Origin of the sequence: Cryobacterium sp. N22, assembly GCF_002929555.1 — a bacterium.
Classification (GTDB): domain Bacteria; phylum Actinomycetota; class Actinomycetes; order Actinomycetales; family Microbacteriaceae; genus Cryobacterium.
On record NZ_PJJP01000012.1, the window covers coordinates 1 to 24,900 of the forward strand.

Below are 24,900 nucleotides of genomic sequence, written 5' to 3' on the forward strand. Positions count from 1 at the left end.
CGAGACCCCAGCCAACCGGCTGAACCAGCTGCTCCTCGCAGCATAAAACCACGCGTTGCTCCCACAGCTTGACTTTGCCCGCCAACGAAGGCGGGAAGTCCGCAATTGAACGCGCGACCCAGGGCCACTGCGGGCACCAGCATCCGTCAGGTGTGAGAGCGGCTCACTGGTACCGTGAGGGTATGTGTCGTCGCGGCCACCACGGGATCCTCCGACACGATCCACGGAAAGCAGTTTCATGGTCGCAATCGGGGAACTATCCACGTTGAACAGAGCCGGTCAGCGGATGAGCGCGGTCGGATCGGCGCTGTTGGACCGACCCGCGGGCGTGCTTGAGGGCACTCGGTGGCTCTTCACCTGGCTGGCGCTGCTGTCGCTGCTGTTCAACGTGCCCGGCACGATCCCCAATGTCACCGCAAGTCGGCTGGACCTGCTGCTGGCATCCGTGTCCTCGGTTGCACTGATCTGCTCCTGGACCTACAGCCTGATGCGGCAGCGGGTGCCGTTCGCCCTCGAGGTGCTTGATGCCCTCGCCCTTACCGCGCTCGCCCTGGCCGGGCCGGTTCCTCTGGCATCGGTGCCGCTGTTCTTCGCCGCGGCCTGGCTGCGCACCCTCTACAGCACGCCGTGGCGGTCAGTGGCTCGCGGCGCGCTCTACACGGTTGCGGTGCTTGCCATCACGGTGCTCTGGCCGCTGACGCCCGGGCACCCCACCGCACCCGACATGGCCCGCCAGACCGCCACGATCTCGATCATGCTGCTCGTCATTGTGGTGGCGGAGCAGCTGCGCACCGTGCTGCAGGCGAACGACTGGGCCATCGAACGCGACAAGGCGCTCACCGAGACCGGCGCCAGATTGCTCGGCATGACCGATGCCAACGCGATCCGCCTTCTCTCCTGGACCACCGCCGGCGAGCTGGGTGCCACCACCCCCGGGCTGCGCGTGGTCAAGGTGGTGCGCCACGAGGAGCTTTTGCTGGTCGGCGCCCACACCGGCGACTTCATCGTGCCGCCGCCGACGTCTTTTCCCGGTGACGTGCTGCGCACCATCGGGAGCAACGGCGACGCGCAAATCATGCGTACCGGCCCGCTCGACGAGGCCGCGGGCCTGCCTTTGCTCTGGGAGTGCGTGTCACTCACTGAGCAGGAGGATGACGCCTGGCTGCTCGTCGGTGCGCCGAAGCGCATCCCCGAGGGCACCATCCTGTCGGTGCGCAGCCTGGTGAACCAGGTGAACCTGGCGCTACGCAACAGCCGCTCGCACCATCAGCTCACCGCGCAGGCGCAGCACGACACCCTCACCGGACTCGACAACCGGCTCTCGTTCACCTCCCAGCTCGGTGCGCTCCTCTCGCGCACCGACACCACCGAGGGTCTGCACGTGCTGTTCCTCGACCTCGACGATTTCAAGGACGTCAACGACCACATGGGGCACCGCGCCGGCGACGCCGTGCTCACCGAGGTGGCCCAGCGGCTGCGGCACTGCACCCGGCCGCAGGACATCTGCTCCCGGCTGGGCGGGGACGAGTTCGCGGTGGTGCTCACCGGTACCACGGATGCCGCCGCCCAGGCGATCGCGCAGCGGATGGTGGGGTCGCTGGCCGCTCCCATCATCGTGGACGGACGGCCCTGCCGGGTGGGCGCCAGCGTGGGAGTGGCCACCGCCGCTCCCGGCGCGAACCTCGACGAGCTCGTGCACCAGGCCGACGTGGCGATGTACGCCGCCAAGGCCCACGGCAAGGGTCAGGTTCAGATGTACAGGCCGGGCCTGCTGCAGGGTGAGTCGGCGCTGGTGTCTTTCGAACGGCAGCTGGGCCGGGCTGCCGGCGGCGGCCAGCTCGAGGTGCACTATCAGCCGATTGTGTCCCTGCCCGAGCTGCACTGCACCGGCGCCGAGGCGCTCGTGCGGTGGCGGCATCCGGAGCGGGGCCTGCTGCTGCCGAGCGAATTCATTCCGCTCGCCGAGACCTCCGGCGCCATCCTGGGCATCGGCGCGTTCGTGCTGAGGCGCTCCTGCACGGATGCCATGACCTGGCCGGAGGCCCGGCCGGGCGTTCCGATGACGGTGCACGTGAACATCTCCGCGAGGGAGCTTGAGAGTGACCACATCGTGGACTCGGTGCTCTGGTGCCTGGCCGACAGCGGGCTGCCCGCCCAGCGTCTGGTGCTCGAGCTCACCGAGACCGTGGTTCTGGAGTCGCTCGCGGCGGTGCAGCGGCTGAAAACCCTGGCCGGCCACGGCATTCGCGTGGCGATCGACGACTTCGGCACCGGCTACTCGTCGCTGTCGACGCTACGGTCGCTGCCGATCTCGGTGGTCAAGCTCGACGCGAGCTTCGTGTCCGGCGCGCTGAGCAACCCGGTGGACCGCACCGTGGTGGAGGCCATCGTGCAGATGAGCGCAAAGCTGGGAATCGACACCATCGCCGAGGGCGTGGAGCGGCTGGACCAGCAGGAGCTGCTGGCGAAGATCGGCACCGACGCTGTGCAGGGACACCTGTACTGCCCGGCAGTGCCGATCGCCGAGCTGCACGAGTGGCTGGCCCGCCCGAGCGCTCCCCCGCTGGTCGAGGCCGTCCCGCTCGTCTAGACCGTTCCCGGCGCGCGCCCACCCGTTGGTCGAGCCTGTCGAGACCCCGTGAGCAGACGGCCCAACGCGAGGCTTCGGCCCGCAGATCGGGTCACCGGGTCTCGACAAGCTCGACCAACGAGATGGGAACGAACCGCAGACCGGGTCACCGGGTCTCGACAAGCTCGACCGACGAGATGGGATCAACCGCAGACCTGGTCGCCAGGTCTCGACAAGCTCGACCAACGAGATAGGGACGAACCCCAGAGCATGTGACCGAGGGGCGGGCATCCGTTAGCTGGTGGGCAGCACCTCGTAGCTGGACTGGGTGAACCCCGCGCCGAGCTCGCGGGTGCCCACGTGCCGCAACCGCACGTCGCCGTCGAGCGGGCCGAACAGAGGGATCCCCGTGCCGAGCAGCACCGGGGCGCGGGTGATGGTGATCTCGCGGATCAGCCCGACGCGCAGAAAGCTCTGGATGGTGCGACCGCCGTCGACGTACACCCGGCGGCGGCCCTCGGCAACGAGGGTGGCGATCACGTCATCGAGCGTGGCGTGCACGGTGGTGTCCGGCTCGGCCTCGGCGTCGAAGCTGCGCAGCAGGGTGCGGCTGAGCACGAGTACCCGCTTGCCGGCGTAGGGCCAGTCCACGAAGCCGCGCACGGTGTCGAAGGTGGCGCGGCCCACAACGAGGGCTTCGACGCTGGCGAAGAACTCGTCGTAGCCGGTCTCGCCGAGGGCGTCACCGGCGGCGACGAGCCAGTCGAAGTCGCCGTTCTCGCGGGCGATGAAACCGTCGAGGCTGGTGCCAACGAACACGCAGCCGATCAGGGGCGGGGCGGCACCACCCGACTCAGGATTGGGGGTCATGCCAGCACGGTAGCAGCGGCCGCCGACGCAGGCGAGGGGTGCGGCCCCTACCGGTACGCCCGGAGACCATTCGTACGCATCCTGCTTTTGTCGACGCTTCGGCACACGGTACGGTCAGCGTATGGATCGAACGAACCGGGTGTCACACGGGGGTGACCTGCGGCCGGAATCCGGCCTGGACGACCAGCAGGCGATGCGTGACTCCGAGGTCGCCCAGGGAACCCGGGAACAGGGTTTCCGCAACCGCCGGCTGAACCTGGCCGGCATCGGCGCGCTGATCGTGGCCACCGGACTCCTCGTGCACTTCCTGACCCAGGGCATCGTCAGCGATTTCGTCGGCGACGCGCTCTACGCGGTCCTGGTGTACCTGGTCGTGTCGATTGTCCTGGTCCGCCTGCCCGGCCGGCAGGTTGCGGTGCTCGCCATCTTGCTCTGCGTGGCCGTCGAGGTCTTTCAGCTCACCGGCGTGCCCAGCAGCCTCGCCGAGCACTTCGCGCCGGTCCGGTATCTGCTCGGCACCACCTTCAACGCCCTCGACCTCGTCGCCTACGCCGTCGGCGTGCTCGCCGCCACGGCCGTGAGCACCTGGCGGCAGCCGGACTGACGCCGGCGTTTTCGGGTCAGCCGCCCAGCAGGGCCTGCGCCGCGAGCAGCGCTCCGCCCACCGACCCCGCACACAGTGCCGTCGTTCCGGTGGCCGCCCAGCACATCCGGCGGAGCCGGGCCCGCCGCACCTGCCCGTCGAGCGCCGCGAAGCGGGTCATCACGTCGGCCGGGGCCGGGGTCGGATGCTGGCGCCAGGTGGCCGGGCTGTCCAGGATCACCACGGCCTCGGCGATCTCGTCGTCGCTGAGCACCGGCTGCAGCTTGAGCAGCCAGCGGCGCAGGGTGCGGGCATCGAGCACCTTCACCTGCACGGGCTTGTCGCGGAAGGTGATCTGCTTGGGGTCGACGAGAGCGATCACCGGTTGCACCGGCGCGACCAGCGGCATCCGCTCGCGCAGCACCGTGGTGACCCGTTCGGCCTCGTGCTCGGCGGCGGGCAGGTAGGCCTTCTTGTGGCCGGAGACGGTGACGGTGCGGGTACCCACCCAGATGTGCTTGCCGCAGTGGTGCTTGGTGTTGATGGTGAAGATGCCGCCGGGGCCCACCAGGATGTGGTCGATGTCGGTGTCGTTCTTGCCGATCGGCACGGCGTGGAAGGCGGTCCAGTCCGCCGGCAGGGTGGCGAGCATTTTGCCGACCGTGATCTCGCCCTGCGCGCCGAGGTACCAGCTCACGCTCTCCGGGCAGAGCGGCGACTGGCCGAACAGCCGGGCCACCTTGGTGCGCGGCGGCACCGCGGACTGGCGGGACAGGAGGTGCTCGATGACCAGCTGAGCTGCGATGCGGTTGCGCATCGCGGGTGGGTGCAGGGTCACGTTGCTCCTTTGGACGCGCCCGGACGCGGCTGCGCCAGGGAGACCGCGTGCTCTGAGCGGTCGCGCCGGGACCACCTCACGGATGTGCGCCGGTTCGCAGGCGTCAGACCATCCAGGGAGCGGTGCGGGCGGGGCACCCACCACGTTCGGTGGTCTGAGGTTAGCGACCCCACGGGGCCCGGCGGCACCCCCATTATGGGTGGCGTCGCACAGCGGATGGGCGTGCGCGCGGGCCGCGCGCGGCAAACCCGCGCCCGCACGCACAACTGTTGCCCGTGCGGACAATTGCGTCCGGCGCACCGGGTGCAAAGGTCCGTTTCGGCAACAGTTGGCGCCGCGAGCCGGGGCTAGCGGGGTGTGACGGGCGGCGCATCCGGCACGATGGCCAGGCCGTGGCCGCGCAGGCGGCGGGAGTCGGCGGCGAGCGCCGCGAGCAGGCGGTCGTTGGTGCCGCGGATGTGGCCGGTCAGCAGCCGGGAGGCCGTGTCGGCGTCGCGGGCCTCGAGCGCGTTGAGCACGGCGCGGTGCTCGAGCCAGGCCTGCTCGCGGGCGGCGGGCGTGCGCACCTCGAGCCAGCGGGTGCGCGCGAGGCGAGTCATGGCGCCGCGCACGGCGTCGACCATGGCGGGGTTGCCCGAGAGTCGGGTGAGCTGCTCGTGAAAGTCGCCGCCGGCCCGCACGCCCTGCTCCGCGTCGGTGCCTCCGCCCTCGCCGGGGCGGGCGGCGTCGAGCAGCGCGGCGACGGCGGCGATGTCCGCGTCGGTGGCACGCTGCACGGCCAGGCGCACGGCAGCCCCCTCCACAGCCTCGCGCAGCTCGGCGAGCGCACCGATCTCGGCGAGGTCGATCGGCGAGACGATCCAGCCGCGGCCGTCGCGCTGCACCAGGCCCTCGGCGTCGAGGCGGCCCAGGGCCGCGCGCACTGGCGTGCGGGAGGCGTCGAAGCTGGCCTCGAGTCCGCGCTCGGTCAGCCGCTCCCCCGGCGCGAGGTCGAGAGAGAGGATGGCCGCCCGCAGCCGGTCATAGAGCTGCACGGTCTGCGAGGCAAGCACGTTCGTCATCGATTCCTCCCGGCGGGCGCGCCTCAGCATCCCGCGAACTGTGAGCTAAGCCCCAAAAATCGCGTGATTCTGGGGCTTTCCTCACTGCTCGCGGAGGTTTTCGCCCGAGCCACCCTCGGCATCCGATTTGGTATACCAAGGTGGTGTACCAGAAGATTAGCAGGAACACCGAGGAGACACCATGGCCACCGCCACCGCCGCGACACCGACCATCAGCGCCCGCGCCTGGGTCGTGCTGGCCCTCGGCGTGGCCGCGCAGACGGCGGGCACCGTCTTCGTCAGCGCCCCCGCGTTCCTCATCCCGCTGCTGCACACCGAGCGCGGCCTCTCCCTGGCCCAGGCCGGGCTGCTCGCCGCAATCCCCACCTTCGGCATGGTGCTCACCCTCATCCTCTGGGGCGCCCTGGCCGACCGCATCGGCGAGAAATGGGTGATCACCGGCGGCCTCATCCTCACCGCCCTCGCGGCCGGCGGAGCGATCCTCGCGGACGGCTACGTCGCGCTGGGCGTCTTCCTGCTGCTGGGCGGCATGGCGTCGGCGAGCACCAACTCCGCCAGCGGACGCATCGTGGTGGGCTGGTTCCCCAAGCACAAGCGCGGCCTGGCCATGGGCATCCGCCAGATGTCGCAGCCGCTGGGCGTGACGGTAGCGGCCGTGACCATCCCGGTGATCGCCGCGGATGCCGGGGTGGGCGCGGCCCTGTTCGTGCCGTTCGCGCTCACCGCGGTGTTGGCGGTGGCGTGTGCGATCGGCCTGGCCAACCCGCCCCGGCCGGCGCCGCGCGTCGGCGCCCCGGTCGCGCGGGCCGGCAACCCGTACCGGTCCAGCGGCTTCCTCTGGCGCATCCACGCGGCATCCGTCTTGCTGGTGGTGCCGCAGTTCACCATCTCCACCTTCGGCCTGGTCTGGCTGGTCAGCGACCAGGGCTGGGATGCCCTCGCCGCCGGCGTGCTGGTGGGCGCCGCGCAGTTCGTGGGCGCGATCGGACGCATCGTGATCGGCGTGGTCAGCGACCGGGTGGGCAGCCGGGTGCGGCCGCTGCGCTGGGTGGCGGTGAGTGTGGCGAGCGTGCTGCTGGTGCTGGCCGCGGTGGATGCCGCGCACTGGGGCGCCGCCGCCGTGGTGTTCGTGCTCGCGACCACGTGCACCGTGGCGCCGAACGGGCTGGCGTTCACGTCGGTGGCGGAGATGGCCGGGCCGGGCTGGTCGGGCAAGGCCCTCGGCGTGCAGAACACCGGCCAGTTCATCGCGGCGTCGCTGGTCGGGCCGCTGATGGGCGCCCTGATCGGGGTGGTCGGCTACCCGCTCACGTTCGCCGTGGCGGCGGTGTTCCCGGCGCTGGCGGTGCCGGTCGTGCCCCGCGCCCACGCCGAGCACGACCATCTGTAGCGACGCCGCGCACCCGGCATCCGCGAGTTGCCGCAAAGTGCCCCCTCCGCGCGCGCGAAGGGGCAGCATGCGGCAACTCGGCCAGCAACCCGGCAGCACCCGCGCCGCGGGCCGATGCGGCCGGGGGCTTGAACCGGCCGACGAGGTCTGATTGCATGGTGCCACCAGTCCCGAGCCGTCGACGCCGCGGGGCAGCTCCCAGAGAAGGGCTCGGCCGTGATCGGTTTTCACGCATCCCACGAACAAATCGATCCGCGCGCGCTGCTGGCCGCGGTGAAGCACGCCGAGGAGGTGGGCTTCACCGCGGCGATGTGCTCGGATCACATCGCCCCGTGGAGCGTGCGGCAGGGCCAGTCCGGTTTCGCCTGGTCGTGGTTGGGCGCGGCCCTGGAAGCCACCGATCTGCCGTTCGGGGTGGTGAACGCCCCCGGGCAGCGGTATCACCCGGCCGTGATCGCGCAGGCGATCGGCACGCTCGGCCAGATGTACCCCGGCCGGTTCTGGGCGGCGCTGGGCTCGGGCGAGAACGTGAACGAGCACATCACCGGCGAGCACTGGCCACGCAAAGACCTGCGTAACGCCCGGTTGGAGGAGTGTGTGAAGGTGATGCGGGCGCTGCTGAACGGCGAGGAGGTCAGCCTGGATCACCACGTCAGCATCGATCGGGCCCGGGTGTGGAGCCGGCCGGACACCCCGCCGCCGTTGGTGGCCGCGGCAGTGTCGGCGGCGACCGCCGGCTGGGCGGCCTCCTGGGCCGACGGCCTGGTCACCGTGGCCCAGCCGCCCGAGACGCTCAAGCGGGTGTTGGATGCGTACGACCAGGCCGGCGGCACCGGCCGACGGGCCCTGCAAGTGCATCTGAGCTGGGCCAGCACCGATGAGGAAGCCCTCGCCATCGCGCACGACCAGTGGCGCACGAACGCCTTCGACCCGCCCGTGCCGTGGGACATTGACACCCCGGAGAACTTCGACGAGATCTCGAAGCACGTCGCCGCGGAGGATCTGCGGGCATCCGTGCTGATCAACAGCGACCTGGGCTGGCACGCCGACCGGCTGGCCGCACTGGCCGGGCTCGGTTTCGACGACATCTACCTGCACCACGTGGGCCGGAAGCAGCAGAGGTTCCTGGACGCCTTCGGCGAGCGCGTGCTGCCCCAACTCACCAGCGCGCTCACGGCGAAGGCGGTGGGGGCATGAGGATCTCGGACACCAGCGACCGCTGGTGGAAGAACGCCGTGATCTATTGCCTCGACGTGGAACGGTACCTCGACGGCAACGACGACGGCTGCGGGGACCTGCGTGGCCTGGCCCAGCGCATCGACTATCTGGCCGAGCTCGGCATCACCTGCCTGTGGCTGATGCCGCTGAACTCCAGCCCGGGCCGGGACGACGGCTACGACATCACCGATTTCTACGCGATCGATTCGCGGCTGGGCAACTTCGGCGAGTTCGTCGAGGTCATCCGCACCGCCCGCGACCGCGGCATCCGGGTGGTGATGGACCTGGTGATCAACCACACATCCGACCAGCATCCGTGGTTCCTCGCATCCCGCTCGAGTAAGGAATCGCCGTACCGGGACTACTACGTGTGGCGCGACGACCCACCCACCAAGGACCAGCCCTCCGCGTTCCCCGGTGACGCGAAGAGCATCTGGGAGTTCGACAAGAAGACCAAGCAGTACTACCTGCACAATTTCTACAAGCACCAGCCCGACCTCAACATCGCGCACCCGCCGGTGCGCGACGAGATCGCCCGCATCGTGGGATTTTGGACGGAGCTGGGCGTGTCCGGCTTCAGGATGGATGCGGTGCCGTTCCTCATCGAGGCCAAGTCCGAGGCCGGCGGCGAGGACTCCAAGGCGGATGCTTCGGACGAACCGCTGCCTGACCCGCACGACTATCTCGCCGACATCTCCGGGTTCCTCGCCCGGCGCAACAGCGAGGCCATGCTGCTCGGCGAGGTGAACCTCAGCCACAAGGAGCAGCTGGCCTATTTCGGTGCGGGCGAGCGGCGGGAACTGCAGATGCAGTTCGACTTCGTCGTGATGCAGAGCATCTACCTGTCGATGGTGCGGGAGGACTCCCGGCCGCTGGCCACAGCGCTGGCCGACCGGCCGGAGCTGCCCGCCGACTGCCAGTGGGGCAACTTCGTGCGCAATCACGACGAGCTCACGCTCGATAAGCTCAGCGACGCCGAGCGGCAGGAGGTGTTCGACGCGTTCGCGCCCGACCCCGACATGCGGCTGTACGACCGGGGCATCCGGCGCCGGCTGCCGACGATGCTGGGCGGCGACGCGCGGCGCATCCGTATGGCGTACAGCCTGATGTTCTCTCTGCCGGGCGCGCCGGTGCTGTTTTACGGTGAGGAGATCGGCATGGGCGAGAATCTGGCGGTGAAGGACCGATACTCGGTGCGCACGCCGATGCAGTGGACCGCCGGTGCCAACGCGGGGTTCTCCAGGGCTCCCGCCGATCAGCTCGCCGCCCCGGTGGTCACCGGCGCGTTCGGGCCGGAGTGGGTGAACGCCGCCGACCAACGCCGCGACCCCAGCTCGCTCGCGCATTTCATGCGCACCCTGATTCAGGCCTACCGCAACTCCCCCGAGATTGGCTGGGGTGACCTGACCATCCTCGAACACGGCGACGACCGGGTGTTCGCCCACCTGGTGCGCGCGAACATCGGCTCGATGCTGGCGGTGCACAACTTCGCGAACGCGCCAATCGAGCTCGCCCTCACCCTGCCCGACGTCGCCCCGGGTTCCCGGCTGGTGGACATGCTGCACAACGGCGTCACTCCGATCGACGACGGCGAGGTCACGCTGCGACTCGACCCGTACGGGTACCGGTGGCTGCGCATCACCAGCGACGCCGACACCCGGCTGGGCTGATGCCGGGCGATGTGATCGAATAGAACCGATGCATACTCCCCCAGCCCCGCCCGCCCGCACCGTCATCGCCCCCGACAACGTGCAGATCGCCACCTACGAATTCGGCGACCCCGATGCCCCCACCGTTCTTGCGGTGCACGGCTTCGCCTCCAGCGCGCTGGCCAACTTCCACGCCACCGGCTGGATCCGCGACCTGGTGCGCGAGGGCTACCACGTGATCGCGATCGACCAGCGCGGCCACGGGCAGAGCGACAAGCCGCACTCCGCCGACGGCTACTCGATGGACCTCCTCGTCACCGACGTGCTCACCGTGCTCGACACCTTCATGCTCGACGAGGTCGACTACGTGGGCTACTCACTCGGCGCCCGGGTCGGCTGGCACGCCGCCCGTTTCATGCCCACCCGCATCAACCGCGCCGTCTTCGGCGGCATCCCCGACGGCGACCCGCTCACCCGCTTCCGGGTCGACCAGGCGCTGGCTCTGGTGCGCGACGGCGTGCCGGTGACGGATGAACTCACCGCCGCCTACCTGAAAATGGCCGGCGCCATCCGCGACAACGACCTCGAAGCGCTGATCGCGCTCGTCGAGGGGATGCGCGACGGCCCCCAGCCGCACGCGGCGAATGCGCCGGAGCAGCGAGTGCTCTTCGCCACCGGCAGCGAGGACCGCATCCTCGAGGCGTCCCGCGCCCTGGCCGACGCCACTCCGCGCGCCGCGTTCTTCGAGATCCCCGGCCGCAACCACTTCAACGCGCCCACCTCCCGGGCGTTCCGGGATGCCGCGATCGAGTTCCTGGGGCTGCCCGGCTCCGACTGAGCGGGCCCTCCTCCCCCGGGATGCTGTACAGAATATTCGGTGATTCCGCAAGAAATTGCGTAAGCTCGGGCCCATGTCCAGACGACTCGCCGAAGTAGCTCGCAAGGTTGGCGTCAGCGAGGCAACCGTCAGTCGGGTGCTCAACGAGAAGCCGGGGGTGTCGATAGCGACCCGGCAGGCCGTGCTCTCGGCGCTCGACGTGCTGGGCTACGAACGGCCCACCAAGCTCAGAGGCGAGCGCGCCCGCCTCGTGGGCCTGGTGCTGCCCGAATTGCAGAACCCCATCTTCCCGGCCTTCGCCGAGATCATCGGAGGTGCCCTCGCCCAGAACGGGTATACCCCGGTCTTGTGCACGCAGACCGCCGGAGGCATCACTGAAGCCGATTACGTCGAACTCCTCCTGCAGCAGCAGGTGTCAGGGGTGATCTTCGTCGGCGGCGCCTACATGCAACAGGATGGCTCGCATGAGCACTACCGGCGCCTTCGAGACCTCAACCTCCCCACGGTGCTCGTCAACGCGCCCATCGACGACTTTGGTTTCGCCACGGTCTCCTGCGACGACACAGCCGCCATCGACCAGTCATTCGCGCATCTGACCGAACTGGGGCACACCCGGATCGGCCTGCTCCTGGGCCCACGGGACCATGTGCCGTCCCAGCGCAAGCTGGCCGCGGCAAAGCGTGCCATGGCCAGAACCGGCGGACAGCTCGACGACGATCAGGTCGTCCACTCCCTGTATTCCCTGGAGGCCGGGCAAGCGGGCGCAACCCGCTTGCTGCGGGCAGGCGTGAGCGCGATCGTGTGCGCCAGCGATCCGATGGCTCTCGGGGCGATCCGGGCCGTGCGCCGGGCGGGTCAGAGCGTTCCCGGCGATGTGTCGGTCATCGGCTTCGACGACTCGGCGCTGATGTCCTGCGTGGAGCCGCCACTCACGACGATCCGCCAGCCCATCGAGCACATGGGCCGCATGATCATGGAGCTGTTGATCCGCCAGATCAAGGGAGACTCGGCGTCCACTGAGGAGTTCTTCTTCGAACCCGAACTCGTGGTGCGCGCGTCGACAAGCCGCCCGCACGCGCCGAACTAAACCTCCGCCGAAATACGTAATCGGCGCAAGAATCACGCAAGCGACTTACCGTTTGTAGAAATTTTGCATCATCTTGTCAATAAAGCTACGTTTCAGTAGTTGCCAACGCCGGTAACCCAGGTTGCCGCACAAGTCGGCCTAGTGAGACGAGTACGAGCAGTGACGCTTCCCGCCGCATCCCCCGACCGCAACACCGTCGTCTCCGACGATCTCTGGTGGCGGAGCGCGGTCATTTATCAGGTCTATGTGCGCAGCTTCAGCGACGCCAACGGTGACGGCACCGGCGACCTCGCCGGCGTGCGCAGCCGACTCGGCTATCTCAAGCAGCTTGGTGTCGACGCCCTCTGGTTCAATCCCTGGTACCCGTCGCCCCTCGCCGACGGCGGCTACGATGTCTCCGATTACCGCAGCATCCACCCGTCATTCGGTACGTTGAGTGAGGCCGAAGCCCTCATCCAGGACGCGCTCGCCCTCGGCATCCGCACCATCATCGATGTCGTTCCCAATCACGTCTCCGATCAACATCCCTGGTTCCAGGCGGCTCTGGCAGCCGGCCCTGGCTCCCCGGAACGCGAGCGCTTCTGGTTCCGTCCCGGTCGCGGCCTCGACGGAAACGAACCGCCCACTCGCTGGCCCTCGAACTTCGCCGGCGATACCTGGACCCGGACGGTGAACCCTGACGGCACACCCGGCGAGTGGTACCTGCACCTGTTCACCCCCGAACAGCCCGACCTCAACTGGACCCATCCGGATGTTCACCGCGAGCACGAGGACATCCTCAAGTTCTGGTTCGACCGGGGTGTGGCCGGGGTGCGCATCGACTCAGCCGCTTTGCTGGTGAAGGACGACACGCTGCCCGAGGTTCCGCAGAACCCCGCGCCCGGGGAGCACCCGAACACCGACCGCGACGAACTGCACGACATCTACCGCAGCTGGCGCGCCATCGCGGACTCGTACGAGGGAACCCGGGTGCTCGTCGGCGAGATCTGGCTGCCCGCCGTTGAGCGCTTCGCCCGCTATCTGCGACCCGATGAGCTGCACACCGCCTTCAATTTCGACTTCCTCGCCCGGGCCTGGAACGCAGCCGAACTTCGCGAATCGATCGACACCACCCTGACCGCGCACGCCCCCGTCGGTGCACCGAGCACCTGGGTGCTGTCCAATCACGATGTCACCCGGCCGGTCACCCGGTACGGGCGCGAGGACACGACGTTCGCCTTCGCCACGAAGCGGGCCAACACACCCTCCGACCTGACCCTTGGTTTCCGCCGGTCTCGGGCCGCTGCGTTGATCACGGCCGCCCTGCCGGGCTCGCTCTACATTTACCAGGGCGACGAACTCGGACTGCCCGAGGTCGAGGACATCCCCGCCACGCTTCTTCAGGACCCGATGCATTTCCGTTCACTCGGCGTGGATCCCGGCCGCGATGGCTGCCGGGTTCCGTTGCCGTGGTCAGGTTCCGAGGCACCATTCGGGTTCAGCCCCGACAGCGCACAGATTGTTCCCTGGCTCCCTCAGCCAGCCGAGTGGCGCGGCCTGACCGCCGAGGCTCAACAGTCCGATCCATTGTCCATGTTGCGGCTGTACCAAAACTCCCTGCGCATCCGGGCCGAAAATCCCGACCTGGGCGACGGCGGGTTCGCTTGGCTGCCCGCTGCAACCGACGTACTCACCTTCACCCGAGGCGAGAGATTCCTCCTGATTGCGAACCTGTCGACGGAGCCCATCGCGCTACCCGACCACGAGCGCGTGTTGCTCACGAGCGAGCCGCTTGTCGGCGGACTGCTCCCCTCCGACTCCACAGCCTGGCTCCAGCTTTCCGCCGGCGCCAACGAGAACTCCGACCGGGCGCACCTCCCGGGCTGAGCTACCTGCATGTCCCCAGTCACATTACGAAAGGAACAGACAATGAAGTCACCAGCAAAGATCGTCACCCTCGTGGCGGTCACGCTCGCGGGAGTCGGGCTGCTTTCCGGCTGCAGCGCGAACGCCGCCGACAGCGACGGCACGACAACCATCAAGGTGGTCAGCCTCATCCCCGGAACCGAGCAGGCCGCGTTCGACGCGTTCGACGCCCAGGTCGCCCAGTTCGAAAAGGCCAACCCCGACATCAACGTCGAGGGTGTCGAATACGAGTGGAGCGCGCCCACCTTCGCCGCGCAGCTTGCCGGCGGCACCCTTCCCGACGTCTTCCGCATCCCGCTCACCGACGCCAAGACGCTCATCGCCAACGGGCAGCTCGCGGACATGACCGCACAGGTTGAAGCCCTGCCCTACTTCGACACCTTCAACCCCAGCGTGCTCAGCAACGCCCAGGATGCGGACGGCAACATCTTCGGAGTGCCGCGCGAAGCCTACGGAATGGGCCTGCAGTACAACCGGGCACTGTTCGTGGAGGCTGGACTCGACCCGGACGCACCACCGACCACCTGGGATGAAGTGCGCGAGTACGCCAAGATCATCGCCGACAAGACCGGCCAGGCCGGCTACATGCAGATGACCCAGAGCAACACCGGCGGTTGGCAGCTGACCGCGGCCACGGTGGCCCGCGGTGGCAGCATGGAGGAGGTCGCGTCGGACGGTACCGTCACCGTGACGGCCGACAACTCGGCCACGAAGGAAGCCCTCGAGTACCTCAAGGAACTGCGCTGGACCGACAACTCCATGGGCAGCAACTTCCTCTACGACTGGGGCACCATCAACCAGGCGTTCGCCGCCGGGCAGATCGGCATGTACACCGGCGGATCTGACCTGTTCACCTCGCTCACCCGCGAGAGCAACATGGATGCGGCCGACTACGGGCTCACCGCGATCCCCCTGACGGATGCGAAGGATGCCGGCGTTCTGGGTGGCGGCACGCTCAACGTCGTCAACGTGAAGGCCGACGACACCGTGAAGGATGCGGCCATGAAGTGGATCGCTTTCTACGACCTGAACAAGCTGGTCGACAAGGACGCTGCCCTGCAGGACGCCAAGACCCTCGCCGACACCGACCAGGCCGTGGGCACGCCCGCGCTGCCGGTCTTTGATCAGGCGACCCTGGACCAGTCCCGTGAGTGGGTGAAGGAGTACATCAACGTGCCCCAGGAGCAAATTGCCTTCTTCGCCGAGGGCAACGTCGGCCGCACCATCGTGGGAGAGCCGTCCGCACACACCCAGGAACTGTACGGCGCACTCGACACCGCCGTGCAGTCCGTACTGACCGACAAGAACGCCGACATCGACGCCCTGCTGGACACCGTCAACAAGACGATCCAGCCCCTGGTCGACGCCGACTGACCCCGTCCCGGTCAGACCCGAACCAACCGGCGGGGATGTCGCATCCCCGCCGGTCGGATCGGCCCCCCATTTCTTCCGAGCACTGCCCCGCTTCCCCAGCCCGCCTCGGCTCACCCCCGCTCACGAAAGACGACGATGACCGTACTGGATGAACGCCCCTCCGTAGTGGATCCGCCCCAACCGGCTGCAGCCACTCGCCAGCGGCGTCGGCCGGCCAACCCGCGCACGTGGGTGCGGAACGGCGGGCTCAGCAACCTTTTGTTCCTTGTTCCGATGCTGCTGATCTTCGGGATCTTCTCCTGGTACCCCATCGTGCAGTCGTTCGTGATGAGCTTCCAGAAGACCAACCTGGTCACGGCGCCGACTTTTGTGGGGCTGGACAACTTCGTCAAGGTGCTGCAGGACCCGCTGTTCCTGACAGCCGTGCAGAACACTGTCTGGTTTGCCGTGCTTGCCCTGCTCTTCGGCTACCCGATCCCGCTCATCGCTGCCGTGCTGATGAGTGAAGTGCGCCGGGCCAAGGGCCTGTTCAGCGCCCTGGCCTACCTGCCCGTCGTGGTTCCCCCGGTGGTCGCCGTTCTCCTGTGGAAGTTCTTCTACGATGCCAGCCCCACCGGTGTCTTCAATAGCATTCTCGCCATGGTCGGGATCGGCCCGCAGCCCTGGATCCAGAGCATCACAGCGGCAATGCCCTCACTGGTGCTCGAAGCAACCTGGGCGGGCGCCGGCGGCACGATCATCATCTACCTCGCCGCGCTGACCGGGGTGGCCCCCGAACTCTACGACGCCGCCGAGGTCGACGGCGCCTCCATCTGGCGGAAGATCTGGCACATCACCTTGCCGCAGCTGCGCGGCATCCTGCTCATCACCCTGATCCTTCAGGTGATCGGTACCGCTCAGGTGTTCCTCGAACCCTTCCTCTTCACCGCGGGCGGTCCGGCGAACTCGACGATCACCGTGCTGCTGCTGATCTACCGTTACGCCTTCCAGAACAGTCTCGGCGGCGATTACGGCGCCGCCACAGCGTTGAGCCTGATGTTGGCGATCTTCCTCGCCGTCCTGTCCGTGGTGTACTTCCGCCTCACCAAATCCTGGAGCCAGAATTGAGCAAGACAAAGATCGAGGATGCCGAAGACCGCGGTATCGTCTCCGTCGCCGACTGGACCAAGCCGCGCATCCGCCGCACGATGCGCGCCAGCCACGCCGTGCTTCTCGTCGTGCTCGCCGTATCCGGGCTGGGGCCGCTGCTCTGGCTCGGCAAAGCCGCGCTGACGCCCACCCAGGACACCCTGCGTACGCCGTTGGCAATCTTCCCCAATGGCATCGAGTGGCAGAACGTGGTCACCGCGTGGTCCACGATTCACCTCGACGTGCAATTCGCCAACACACTGTGGGTGGCGGCCGGGTCGTGGGCGGTGCAGATCGTCGTTGCGACAACTGCCGGCTACGCCCTTTCCATCCTCCGCCCCAAGTACGCGGGGGTGCTGAATGCCCTGGTGCTCGGCACACTCTTCGTGCCGAGCGTGGTGCTGCTGGTGCCGCTCTACCTCACGGTTCTCGACGTGCCGTTTGTAGGCATTTCGCTCATCAACACGTTTTGGGCGGTCTGGCTGCCCGCCGGCGCCAGCGCCTTCAACGTGCTGCTCGTCAAGCGCTTCTTCGACAATCTGCCCCGCGAGGTTTTCGAGGCCGCGCGAACGGATGGCGCGAGTTCCTTCCGATTGTTCTGGTCGATCGTGCTGCCCATGTCCAAGCCCATCGTCGGAGTCGTGTCGGTTTTCGCGATCATCGCGGCCTGGAAGGACTTTCTCTGGCCCTCGCTGGTGCTCATTGACCCGATGGTGCAGCCGCTCTCGGTGCGACTGCCCGCGCTGCAGCAGAGCATCGAACTGGGCGTCTATCTCGCGGCGCTGGCCATCTCCAGCATCATCCCGATCCTGCTGTTCCTGGTGTTCCAGCGCATGTTCTTGCGGGGCGCCGGCCTGGGCGGTGCGGTCAAAGGGTAGGTGGGATCAGGTCTAAGGGCTAGCTCGGCTTGGTGGCCTTGATGATGGCGCCGTGCATCTGCGGGGCCACCTCGTGGGTGAAGTCCACGCTGATGCCGGTGAAGCCCGCCGCGGCCAGCGCCACGCGGTACTCCTCCTCCGACAGCGCCCCGGCGATGCAGCCCGCGTAGGAGCCGCGTTCGATGCGTTCGCTCTCGCTGAGCTGGTTCTCGGCGACCACATCAGAGAGCCCGAGCCGGCCGCCGGGAGTGAGGACCCGGAACATCTCGCGCACGACGGCGTTCTTGTCAGCCGAGAGGTTGATCACGCAATTGGAGATGATCACGTTCACCGCCGCATCCGCCAGCGGGATCTCTTCGATGAACCCCTTGAGGAACTCGACGTTCGCGGCGCCGGCCTTGGCGGCGTTCGCGCGGGCCAGGGCCAGCATCTCGTCGGTCATGTCGAGGCCGTAGGCGAACCCGGTGGGGCCCACCCGGCGGGCGGAGAGCAGCACGTCGATGCCGCCGCCGGAGCCGAGGTCGAGCACGGTCTCGCCGGGGCGCAGGTCGGCGACCGCTGTCGGGTTGCCGCAGCCGATGCTGGCCAGCATCGCCTCGTCGGGCACCTCGGTGGACTCCGCTCCGGTGTAGAGCGCCGAGCCGAATACGGCGCTGCTCTCCAGCGGCGTGCCGCAGCAGGAGTCGCTGCTCACATCGGTGACCTGCAGCGCCTGCGCGGCGTAGCGTTCGCGCACCTGCTCGGTGATGGCGGACTTCTCGGTGGCGGTCTTCTCGGTCATGTGCGGTCCCATCCCTGGTCTACATAGACGAATATCAATATAGCCAGTATGGAGGGAAGATCGACGCGCGTCAATCCGGCCGGGCGGCGCCGCGCAACTGTTGCCCGTGCGGACAATTGCGCCCGGCGTGCCGGGACCAATTGTCCGCACGGGGCACAGTTAGGCCGGCGGCCGCGAGCCGCACGTCAGCGCGGCGGGATGCGGCGGTAGCCGTCGGTGGCGACGGCCACGAGCGTACAGACGACACCGATGGCGGCCAGGGCGACCAGCACCGCACAGGCGAGGACGATCATCCGGCCGCGCTCCGCGACTCGGACGGCGCAGGCACGGCCGGTGCGAGGCGAGCCGCATACGCACGTGCCGCGGCGGATTCCGGGGTACCCGGCGCAGTGAGCGGCGACGTCTCCGGCGCCAGGGCGGTCAGCCGCAGCGGCAGCACGCCGGCCCAGACGGATCGGTCCTCGCCGTCATCAGGCTCCTCCGAGGCACCGTGTGCGCGCACCTTCACGCTGACCTCGTCCAACGGCAGGCGCAGCACGAGCGTGGCGGCCAGTTCGCGTTTGGTCATCGGCCGCACCTCGGCCGTACGGCCGGGCATCAGGTGTTCGGAGACGATGCGCATCGCCTCGGCCTTCTCGGCGGGGTCGGCGACGGTCGTGGCCGTGCCGAACACGACCGCGCTGCGATAGTTCATCGAGCTGTCGAACAGGGATCGGGCATACACGAGGCCGTCGAGGTGGGTCACGGTGACGGAGATCGGGGTGCCGGATGCCATCGCGCGGAAGATTCCGCTGCCGGTGGAGCCGTGCAGATAGATGGCGTTGCCGCCGCGGCCGAAGCCCATCGGCAGCACCAGCGGCATGCCGTCGCGCACGATCGCCACGTGGGCGACCAGGGCGTCGTCCAGGATGCCGTACAGCTCGGCCCGGTCGGTGCGCTGGCGCTCGGGGGATCGAGTGACGCGGGTGCGGGCGGTGATGGGCAGGTCGCTGGTCGGGGCGTTGTGGGGCTGCGTGGAGTGAGGCATGCTACTAGGATCGATGGCGAATTGGATCAACAACAGGGCCACTTGTGGCCACTTCGACTAGACCGGTTGCATCATCGAGAGCTCCGCCGCCGAATGACGCCGCCGCGGCACACGGAACGAGGAACCGCCATGAACGCACACGAGCTGCCCCTCCTGCTCGACCGCGGGTCTGCGCTCCCCCTCGCGGCGCAGCTCGCCACGGCCCTCCGGCAGGCCATCCTCGACGGAACGCTGCGGCACGATGAGGCCCTGCCCTCGACCCGCGCCCTCGCCGCATCGGTGCGAGTGTCACGCGGCACCGTCGTCGCGGCGTACGACCAACTCGCCGGCGAGGGCTACCTGTTGGCCCGCCCCGGCTCGGCCACCCGGGTCATGGTGGAGCGGCACGATGCCCTGGTCGACTCGTTCGTGGGAACCGTCGGCCGGCCCGCCCCGTCCGCACGACCCACGCACCCGACCCGGGCCGCGGGCCAAGGCGTGGAGGACCCGTCGGCCCGCGGCCCCGTGCCCCCGCTGATCGATCTGGCCCCTGGGCATCCGTCGACCCGCGCCCTCGTCGACCCGGCCTGGACCTCGGCCTGGCGCACCGCCGTGGCCGCGTCGGGCCGCAGCGACTCGCCGCCCGCGAGCGGCACCGTTGAACTGCGCACCGCGATCGTCGAGCACGTGCGCCGGGCGCGGGGCCTGGCCTGCCGGCCGGATGACGTCATCGTCACGGCCGGCACCAGCGACGCCCTGGCCTGCATCGGGCTGGCGCTCCCCATGGCCGCGGCCGACCCGGCCGGCGCCCGAGCCGGCGCTCCGCTCCGCACACCGCGGATCGCCGTCGAGGACCCCGGCTACCCCACCGCACGGCGGGTGCTGCGCCGGGTGGGCGCCGAGCTCGTGCCGGTGGCCACCGACGCCGACGGCATCAACCTGGCCGCGCTGACCGCGCTGACCCCGGCGCCGCACGCGGTGCTGGTCACCCCCAGCCATCAGTATCCGCTGGGCAGCAGTCTCTCGGTGCAGAGCCGGCTCGACCTGTTGGCCTGGGCCCGGGCGGCGGGAGCCGTGGTCATCGAGGACGACTACGACAGCGAGTTCCGCTTCGACGCCATGCCACTGCCGGCGGTGGCCACTCTCGACACCACGGGGCGGGTCGCGCTCGTCGGCAGCTTCTCCAAAACCGTCACGCCCTGGATCCGGTGCGGCTACATCGTGGCCACCGGCGACCTCGGCGCGGCACTGCGCGACGTGCGCGACGACCTCGGCCCGTCGGTCTCGGGGGTGCAGCAGGCGGCCCTTGCGCTTTACCTCGAGAGCGGCGGACTGGCCCGCAACGTCGCTCGGGTGCGCCGCGACTACGCGCACCGCCGCGCCCTGGTGATCAGCACGCTCGGCGCGCTGCCCGGCGTGCGGCTGGCCGGGCTCGACGGCGGTCTGCATGTGGTGGTGCACACCGGGGCGGATGCATCCGCTCTCGTCGCCCAGGCCGAGGCCCGCGGGGTGCGGGTCGCGTCGTTGGCCGACTACGCGGTTCTCGATCGGGGACAGCACGGCCTGGTGCTCGGCTACGGCGCTCCGACGGATCTCGAGCTCGGCAGGGCGCTCGACGTGCTCGTGGAAATCCTCACGACTCCCGCCACGAACTGATTCGCACACTTCCCCCTTCGGCGTCGCAACGAAGGGGGAAGTGTGCGAATGAGAGGCGTGGTGCTGCTCACTCCCCCGTGAGACCCGCGTCGTGCACGGTGCGCGCGACCTGCACCCGGTTCGTGGCCTCGAGCTTGGCGAACACCCGACCGATGTGCGTCTTGACCGTCGCGACCCCCATGAACAGCTGCGCCGCGATCTCCGCATTCGACAGGCCGTGCCCGACCGAGACGGCCACCTCGCGTTCCCGCTCGGTCAGCCGATCCAGCAGCGAGCTCGCGCGCTGCCGCCGCCCGTCGGTGCCGCTGGTCACGGTGGCGATCAACTGCGCCGTCACGCTCGGCGACAGGGTCGACTCACCGGCCGCGACCCGGCGCACCGCGTCGACGAGGTCTGCCGGCGGGGTGTCCTTCAGCAGAAAGCCCACGGCGCCGTGCCGCAGCGCGGTGAGCACGAGCTCGTCGGTGTCGAACGTCGTCAGCACGATCACCCGAGCGTGATCGCCGCGCGCCGTGAGCGCCTTGGTGGTTTCGAGTCCGTCCAGCCGCGGCATCCTGATGTCCATCAGAACCACGGTCGGGCTGACCCGCGCGATCAGGTCGAGGGCGTCGAGGCCGTCGGCAGCCTCACCGACGATCTCGATGGCCGGGTCGCCGCCGAGGATCATGCGAAGGCCCGCCCGAACGAGGGCGTCGTCATCGACGATCACCACGCGGATGTTCACTGCCACGGGAGCCTCGCCGTCAGTACGAAGTGATCGTCGACGTCAGTGCCGTGCGCGAGGCTGCCGCCGGCGAGCTCGGCCCGCTCGTGCAGACCGGTCAGCCCCATGCCGCTTTCGGCGGTCGACGCAACGGATGCCGCCCGTCGCGGATTCCGCACCGCGACCAGCAACTCGCCGCCCCGCTTCTCGATCTCTACCGTGACGGGGGCGCCGACCGCATGCTTGCGCGCGTTCGTGAGCGCCTCCTGAATGATGCGATACGCGGCGCGGGAGACAGACTCGGAGAGCCCGTCGAGGTCGAGCGGGCCGGCCGTCGGTCTGGGGGCGGCTCCCCCGCCGCCGGCGACCACGTCCGTCCGATGAGCCAGCCCGCTCGCATCCACGGACACCAGCATCCCGCCCTCACGCGAATCGGCCAGCAGGGCGGGCAGCTCCGCGAGTGTCGGCTGCGGCGGCTCGGCGATGCCGGAGCCAGCGCCGACCCCGTCGCCGTCGCGGCTCCGCAGCACCCCCAGAATCTGCCGCAGCTCGGTCAGCGCGAGTTGGGCGTTGCTCTGGATGATCGTGGCGGCATCTACCGTCTCCTGCCGGGTCAGGTCGGTGCGGAAGGTGAGCACGCCTGCATGCAGGGACAGCAGGGAGATGTGGTGCGCCAGCACGTCGTGCATTTCGCGGGCGATGCGGGTGCGCTCGGATTCCCGCGCGGCCTCCTCGCGGAGCGCCTGCTCGCGTTCGGCGTTCTCGGCGCGCTCGCGCAGCGACGTGACGAGTTCGCGGCGCGCACCGATGTAGAACCCGGTGGTCGCGCAGATCGCATAGATCGCAATGGCCAGCCCGCCGGATGCCCAGCTGAGCCCGGCGTCGAGCGTCGCGCCGGGGATGCTCGGCCGCAGCACCAGCTCGTAGAACATCGCTGCGGCGACCCAGGCGAAGCCGACGGCCACGACAGGCTTCCAGCGCCGTCGGGTGCTCATCGACACGATGGCCAACGCCGCCGGTCCCACCGCAAACACCGACACGGCGGAGAGGCTCGCGGTGAGCATCGCGGTCAGCACGGGCAGCCGGCGGCGCATCGACAGCAGGCACACGGCGATCACGCCAAGCAGGAGGTCGAGCAGCAGGAAGCCGCCGATTGCGGCGCTCTCGTTGTCCGAAAGGTCGGTGGGATCCTGCCCGAGGAGATCCGACAGGTTGCCGAGCACGATCAGCAGCCCGAGGCCCACCGCGACGAGGTAGCGCCAGATGCTCGACCAGGGCCGCAACCTCGGTGCCGGCATCGGCACGGCCCGGTCGGGTGGGGCGGGGCTCAGCCTGGCGGTCATGTGTCCAGCGTAGGTGGCGCGCTCCCCGCACCCGGTCAACCCCTGGTCTTCGTTCCCTCCGACCAAAGGTGGAGGGAGCCGAGACGGGAGTCCGATTCGCCCGGACCGGCCCGCCGGAACCATGGAACACATGATCACCGCAGAAAAACTCACTAAGCGCTACCGCTCGCGGGTCGCCGTCGACGACGTGTCGTTCACCGCCCTGCCCGGACGCATCACCGGGTTCCTCGGTCCCAACGGCGCAGGCAAATCCACCACCATGCGCATGCTGTGTGGCCTAGCCAGCCCGACCTCCGGCAGCAGCACAGTGCTCGGCGAGCCGTTCCGGGCGCTCGAGAACCCCGGCCGGCACGTCGGCGTGCTGCTCGACGCCGCCGCCCAGCACAACGGACGCACGGGTCGGGAATCGCTCGCGATTTCCGCGCAGCTGATGAACCTGCCGGCGCGCCGCATCGATGAAACACTCGAGCGCGTCGGCCTCACCCCTGGCGAGGGCAGAACCCGCATCCGCGGCTACTCCCTGGGCATGCGGCAACGGCTGGGCCTGGCCGCCGCGCTGCTCGGCGACCCGCAGGTACTCATCCTCGATGAACCCGCCAACGGCCTCGACCCGGCGGGCATTCGTTGGATGCGTGGACTCCTGACCTCGTTCGCCGCCGCCGGCGGCACCGTGCTGCTGTCGTCCCATCTGCTGCTCGAGGTCGAGGCGGTGGCCGACGATCTCGTCATCATCGGCCAGGGACGCGTCCTCGCCCAGGGCAGCGCCGCCGAGCTGCTCGCCGTAGCGGGCACCCAGGTGCGGAGCCTTGACGACGCTCGCCTGGGAGCGGCGCTGAGCGCCGCGGGATTCGACGTCGCCACCACGGCTGCCGGGCTCACCACATCCGCCTCGGTCGACGACGTCGGGCGGATCGCCCTCGTCTCCGCGATCGTCGTGACCGACCTCCGTCCGGCCGCGAACGCCGGGCTGGAAGAACTGTTCTTCACCATGACCGCCCAGCACGGGCGAGAGGATGTCTCCGCATGAGCACGTACCGCAGCACCCACAAGGCCGTTGGTGCCGATGCCGGCGGGTCGCCCTCGGTCCGGGCGGCCGGAGTCCAGCCCGGCGGCGGCATCCCGTTTCTGAGGCTGTGCCGCGTCGAACTGCGCAAGCAACTCGACACCCGGGCCGGAGTGTGGCTGCTCGTGGCGATCGCTCTCGTGAACACCGGGTTCATCGCGCTCACGCTCTTCACCGCGGACGCCGCGACCATCACGTGGACGACGCTGAGCCAATCGGCGTCGTTCGGGCAGCTGTTGCTGCTGCCGCTGATCGGGGTGATGGCCGCCACGAGCGAGTGGTCGGCTCGCACGGCGCTCACGACGTTCACCCTCGAGCCCCGGCGCACCCGGGTGAATCTCGCCAAACTCGCATCGGCGGGCCTGTTGGGGCTCATCGTGATGGTGGTGACGCTCGCGGTCAGCGCGCTGTTCAACCTCGTGGGCTTCGTCTGGCAGGGCGCCGACGGGTCGTGGGCGCTCGACTGGGGCATCGTCGGCGGAACCGCGCTCGCTCTCGTGCTGCTCGTGTGGCAGGGCGTCGCGTTCGGACTCGCGTTCCTGAGCACTCCCGTGGCGATCGTGGCCTACCTCGCCCTGCCGACAGTGTGGACGGTGCTCACCATGACGATCGAATCACTGCGCGGCCCCGCGGAATGGCTCGACGTGAACCAGACGCTCAACGTGCTGATGATGGGGGCGATGACCGCCGACGACTGGCCCCGCCTGGCCGTGTCACTCGTGGTCTGGCTCGGGGTGCCGCTCGCCTTCGGGCTGTGGCGCACGGCACGCCGGGAGCCGTAGCCTGCGCTGGCCCCTCCGTTGGTCGAGCTTGTCGAGACCTCGCAAGCCGGCACGGCGCCCCTCCCGCCGTTGAATTGCGGACTTGCCGCCTTCGTTTCCGGGCAAAGTCAAGCTGTGGGAGCAACGCGTGGTTTTATGCTGCGAGGAGCAGCTGGTTCAGCCGGTTGGCTGGGGTCTC

21 protein-coding genes are annotated in these 24,900 nt (G+C 69.1%); 14 read left to right on the top strand and 7 right to left on the bottom strand.

What is annotated here, in order from left to right; translation table 11 throughout:
* Positions 1-286: 286 nt before the first annotated feature.
* A complete protein-coding gene (locus tag CXY76_RS00465) occupies positions 287-2,590 on the top strand; it encodes a bifunctional diguanylate cyclase/phosphodiesterase (protein ID WP_158253813.1) in 2,304 nt (767 codons plus the stop codon).
* 273 nt (positions 2,591-2,863) lie between these two features.
* Here the strand turns inward: CXY76_RS00465 and CXY76_RS00470 are convergent, their stop codons facing one another.
* Positions 2,864-3,439: a dihydrofolate reductase family protein gene (locus tag CXY76_RS00470; RefSeq protein WP_104162321.1), complete on the bottom strand. Its 576-nt coding sequence runs from the start codon at positions 3,437-3,439 to the stop codon at positions 2,864-2,866.
* A 121-nt stretch (positions 3,440-3,560) separates the two neighbouring features.
* Here CXY76_RS00470 and CXY76_RS00475 point away from each other — a divergent pair, with 121 nt between their 5' ends.
* Positions 3,561-4,043, top strand: coding sequence for a DUF2809 domain-containing protein (locus tag CXY76_RS00475; protein WP_104162322.1), 483 nt, complete (start codon positions 3,561-3,563; stop codon positions 4,041-4,043).
* A gap of 16 nt (positions 4,044-4,059) precedes the next feature.
* Here CXY76_RS00475 and CXY76_RS00480 read toward each other — a convergent pair whose 3' ends face one another.
* Entirely contained in the window at positions 4,060-4,860 is an 801-nt protein-coding gene (locus CXY76_RS00480) for a nuclease-related domain-containing protein (protein WP_104162323.1), read from the bottom strand.
* 347 nt (positions 4,861-5,207) lie between these two features.
* Entirely contained in the window at positions 5,208-5,921 is a 714-nt protein-coding gene (locus CXY76_RS00485) for a GntR family transcriptional regulator (protein ID WP_104162324.1), read from the bottom strand.
* Between the two features lie 181 nt (positions 5,922-6,102).
* On the opposite strand from CXY76_RS00485, the gene CXY76_RS00490 reads away from it, so the two are divergent.
* The 9 genes from CXY76_RS00490 (at position 6,103) to CXY76_RS00530 (ending at position 17,388) form a co-directional block, all read left to right on the top strand.
* A complete protein-coding gene (locus CXY76_RS00490) occupies positions 6,103-7,311 on the top strand; it encodes an MFS transporter (RefSeq protein ID WP_104162325.1) in 1,209 nt (402 codons plus the stop codon).
* Positions 7,312-7,527: 216 nt separating this feature from the next.
* Complete coding sequence (locus CXY76_RS00495; protein ID WP_104162326.1) at positions 7,528-8,508, top strand: TIGR03885 family FMN-dependent LLM class oxidoreductase; 981 nt, start codon at positions 7,528-7,530, stop codon at positions 8,506-8,508.
* Positions 8,505-10,199: an alpha-amylase family protein gene (locus CXY76_RS00500; protein ID WP_104162327.1), complete on the top strand. Its 1,695-nt coding sequence runs from the start codon at positions 8,505-8,507 to the stop codon at positions 10,197-10,199. The genes CXY76_RS00495 and CXY76_RS00500 overlap by 4 nt, the downstream gene beginning before the upstream one ends.
* 28 nt (positions 10,200-10,227) lie before the next feature.
* On the top strand, positions 10,228-11,016 hold the full coding sequence (locus CXY76_RS00505; RefSeq protein ID WP_104162328.1) for an alpha/beta fold hydrolase: 789 nt from the start codon (positions 10,228-10,230) through the stop codon (positions 11,014-11,016).
* A gap of 73 nt (positions 11,017-11,089) precedes the next feature.
* Positions 11,090-12,103 (top strand): LacI family DNA-binding transcriptional regulator, encoded by a 1,014-nt coding sequence (locus CXY76_RS00510; RefSeq protein WP_104162329.1) that lies wholly within the window; start codon positions 11,090-11,092, stop codon positions 12,101-12,103.
* A gap of 159 nt (positions 12,104-12,262) precedes the next feature.
* The gene (locus CXY76_RS00515; protein ID WP_199190151.1) at positions 12,263-13,969 is read left to right on the top strand and encodes an alpha-amylase family glycosyl hydrolase; all 1,707 of its coding nucleotides are present in this window, start codon (positions 12,263-12,265) and stop codon (positions 13,967-13,969) included.
* A 42-nt stretch (positions 13,970-14,011) separates the two neighbouring features.
* Complete coding sequence (locus tag CXY76_RS00520) at positions 14,012-15,382, top strand: ABC transporter substrate-binding protein (protein WP_104162331.1); 1,371 nt, start codon at positions 14,012-14,014, stop codon at positions 15,380-15,382.
* 135 nt (positions 15,383-15,517) lie between these two features.
* Positions 15,518-16,489, top strand: a complete 972-nt coding sequence (locus CXY76_RS00525; protein WP_199190152.1) for a carbohydrate ABC transporter permease — start codon at positions 15,518-15,520, stop codon at positions 16,487-16,489.
* Complete coding sequence (locus tag CXY76_RS00530; protein ID WP_233199492.1) at positions 16,486-17,388, top strand: carbohydrate ABC transporter permease; 903 nt, start codon at positions 16,486-16,488, stop codon at positions 17,386-17,388. Before CXY76_RS00525 ends, CXY76_RS00530 begins: the two co-directional genes overlap by 4 nt.
* A gap of 19 nt (positions 17,389-17,407) precedes the next feature.
* On the opposite strand, the gene arsM is transcribed toward CXY76_RS00530, so the two are convergent.
* A complete protein-coding gene (gene arsM, locus CXY76_RS00535; protein WP_104162333.1) occupies positions 17,408-18,169 on the bottom strand; it encodes an arsenite methyltransferase in 762 nt (253 codons plus the stop codon).
* Positions 18,170-18,458: 289 nt separating this feature from the next.
* Positions 18,459-19,196: a pyridoxamine 5'-phosphate oxidase family protein gene (locus CXY76_RS00540; protein WP_199190153.1), complete on the bottom strand. Its 738-nt coding sequence runs from the start codon at positions 19,194-19,196 to the stop codon at positions 18,459-18,461.
* Positions 19,197-19,325: 129 nt separating this feature from the next.
* On the opposite strand from CXY76_RS00540, the gene CXY76_RS00545 reads away from it, so the two are divergent.
* Positions 19,326-20,831, top strand: coding sequence for a PLP-dependent aminotransferase family protein (locus CXY76_RS00545; RefSeq protein ID WP_233199493.1), 1,506 nt, complete (start codon positions 19,326-19,328; stop codon positions 20,829-20,831).
* A 67-nt stretch (positions 20,832-20,898) separates the two neighbouring features.
* On the opposite strand, the gene CXY76_RS00550 is transcribed toward CXY76_RS00545, so the two are convergent.
* Positions 20,899-21,561, bottom strand: coding sequence for a response regulator transcription factor (locus CXY76_RS00550; protein ID WP_104162334.1), 663 nt, complete (start codon positions 21,559-21,561; stop codon positions 20,899-20,901).
* Positions 21,552-22,877 carry a sensor histidine kinase gene (locus tag CXY76_RS00555; protein ID WP_104162335.1) on the bottom strand — a complete coding sequence of 442 codons (1,326 nt, stop codon included), beginning with the start codon at positions 22,875-22,877 and terminating at the stop codon, positions 21,552-21,554. The genes CXY76_RS00550 and CXY76_RS00555 overlap by 10 nt, the downstream gene beginning before the upstream one ends.
* 130 nt (positions 22,878-23,007) lie before the next feature.
* On the opposite strand from CXY76_RS00555, the gene CXY76_RS00560 reads away from it, so the two are divergent.
* Together CXY76_RS00560 and CXY76_RS00565 are read left to right on the top strand one after the other, a co-directional pair.
* Positions 23,008-23,904: an ABC transporter ATP-binding protein gene (locus CXY76_RS00560; RefSeq protein WP_199190154.1), complete on the top strand. Its 897-nt coding sequence runs from the start codon at positions 23,008-23,010 to the stop codon at positions 23,902-23,904.
* Positions 23,901-24,722: an ABC transporter permease gene (locus CXY76_RS00565; RefSeq protein ID WP_104162337.1), complete on the top strand. Its 822-nt coding sequence runs from the start codon at positions 23,901-23,903 to the stop codon at positions 24,720-24,722. Before CXY76_RS00560 ends, CXY76_RS00565 begins: the two co-directional genes overlap by 4 nt.
* Positions 24,723-24,900: the final 178 nt, after the last annotated feature.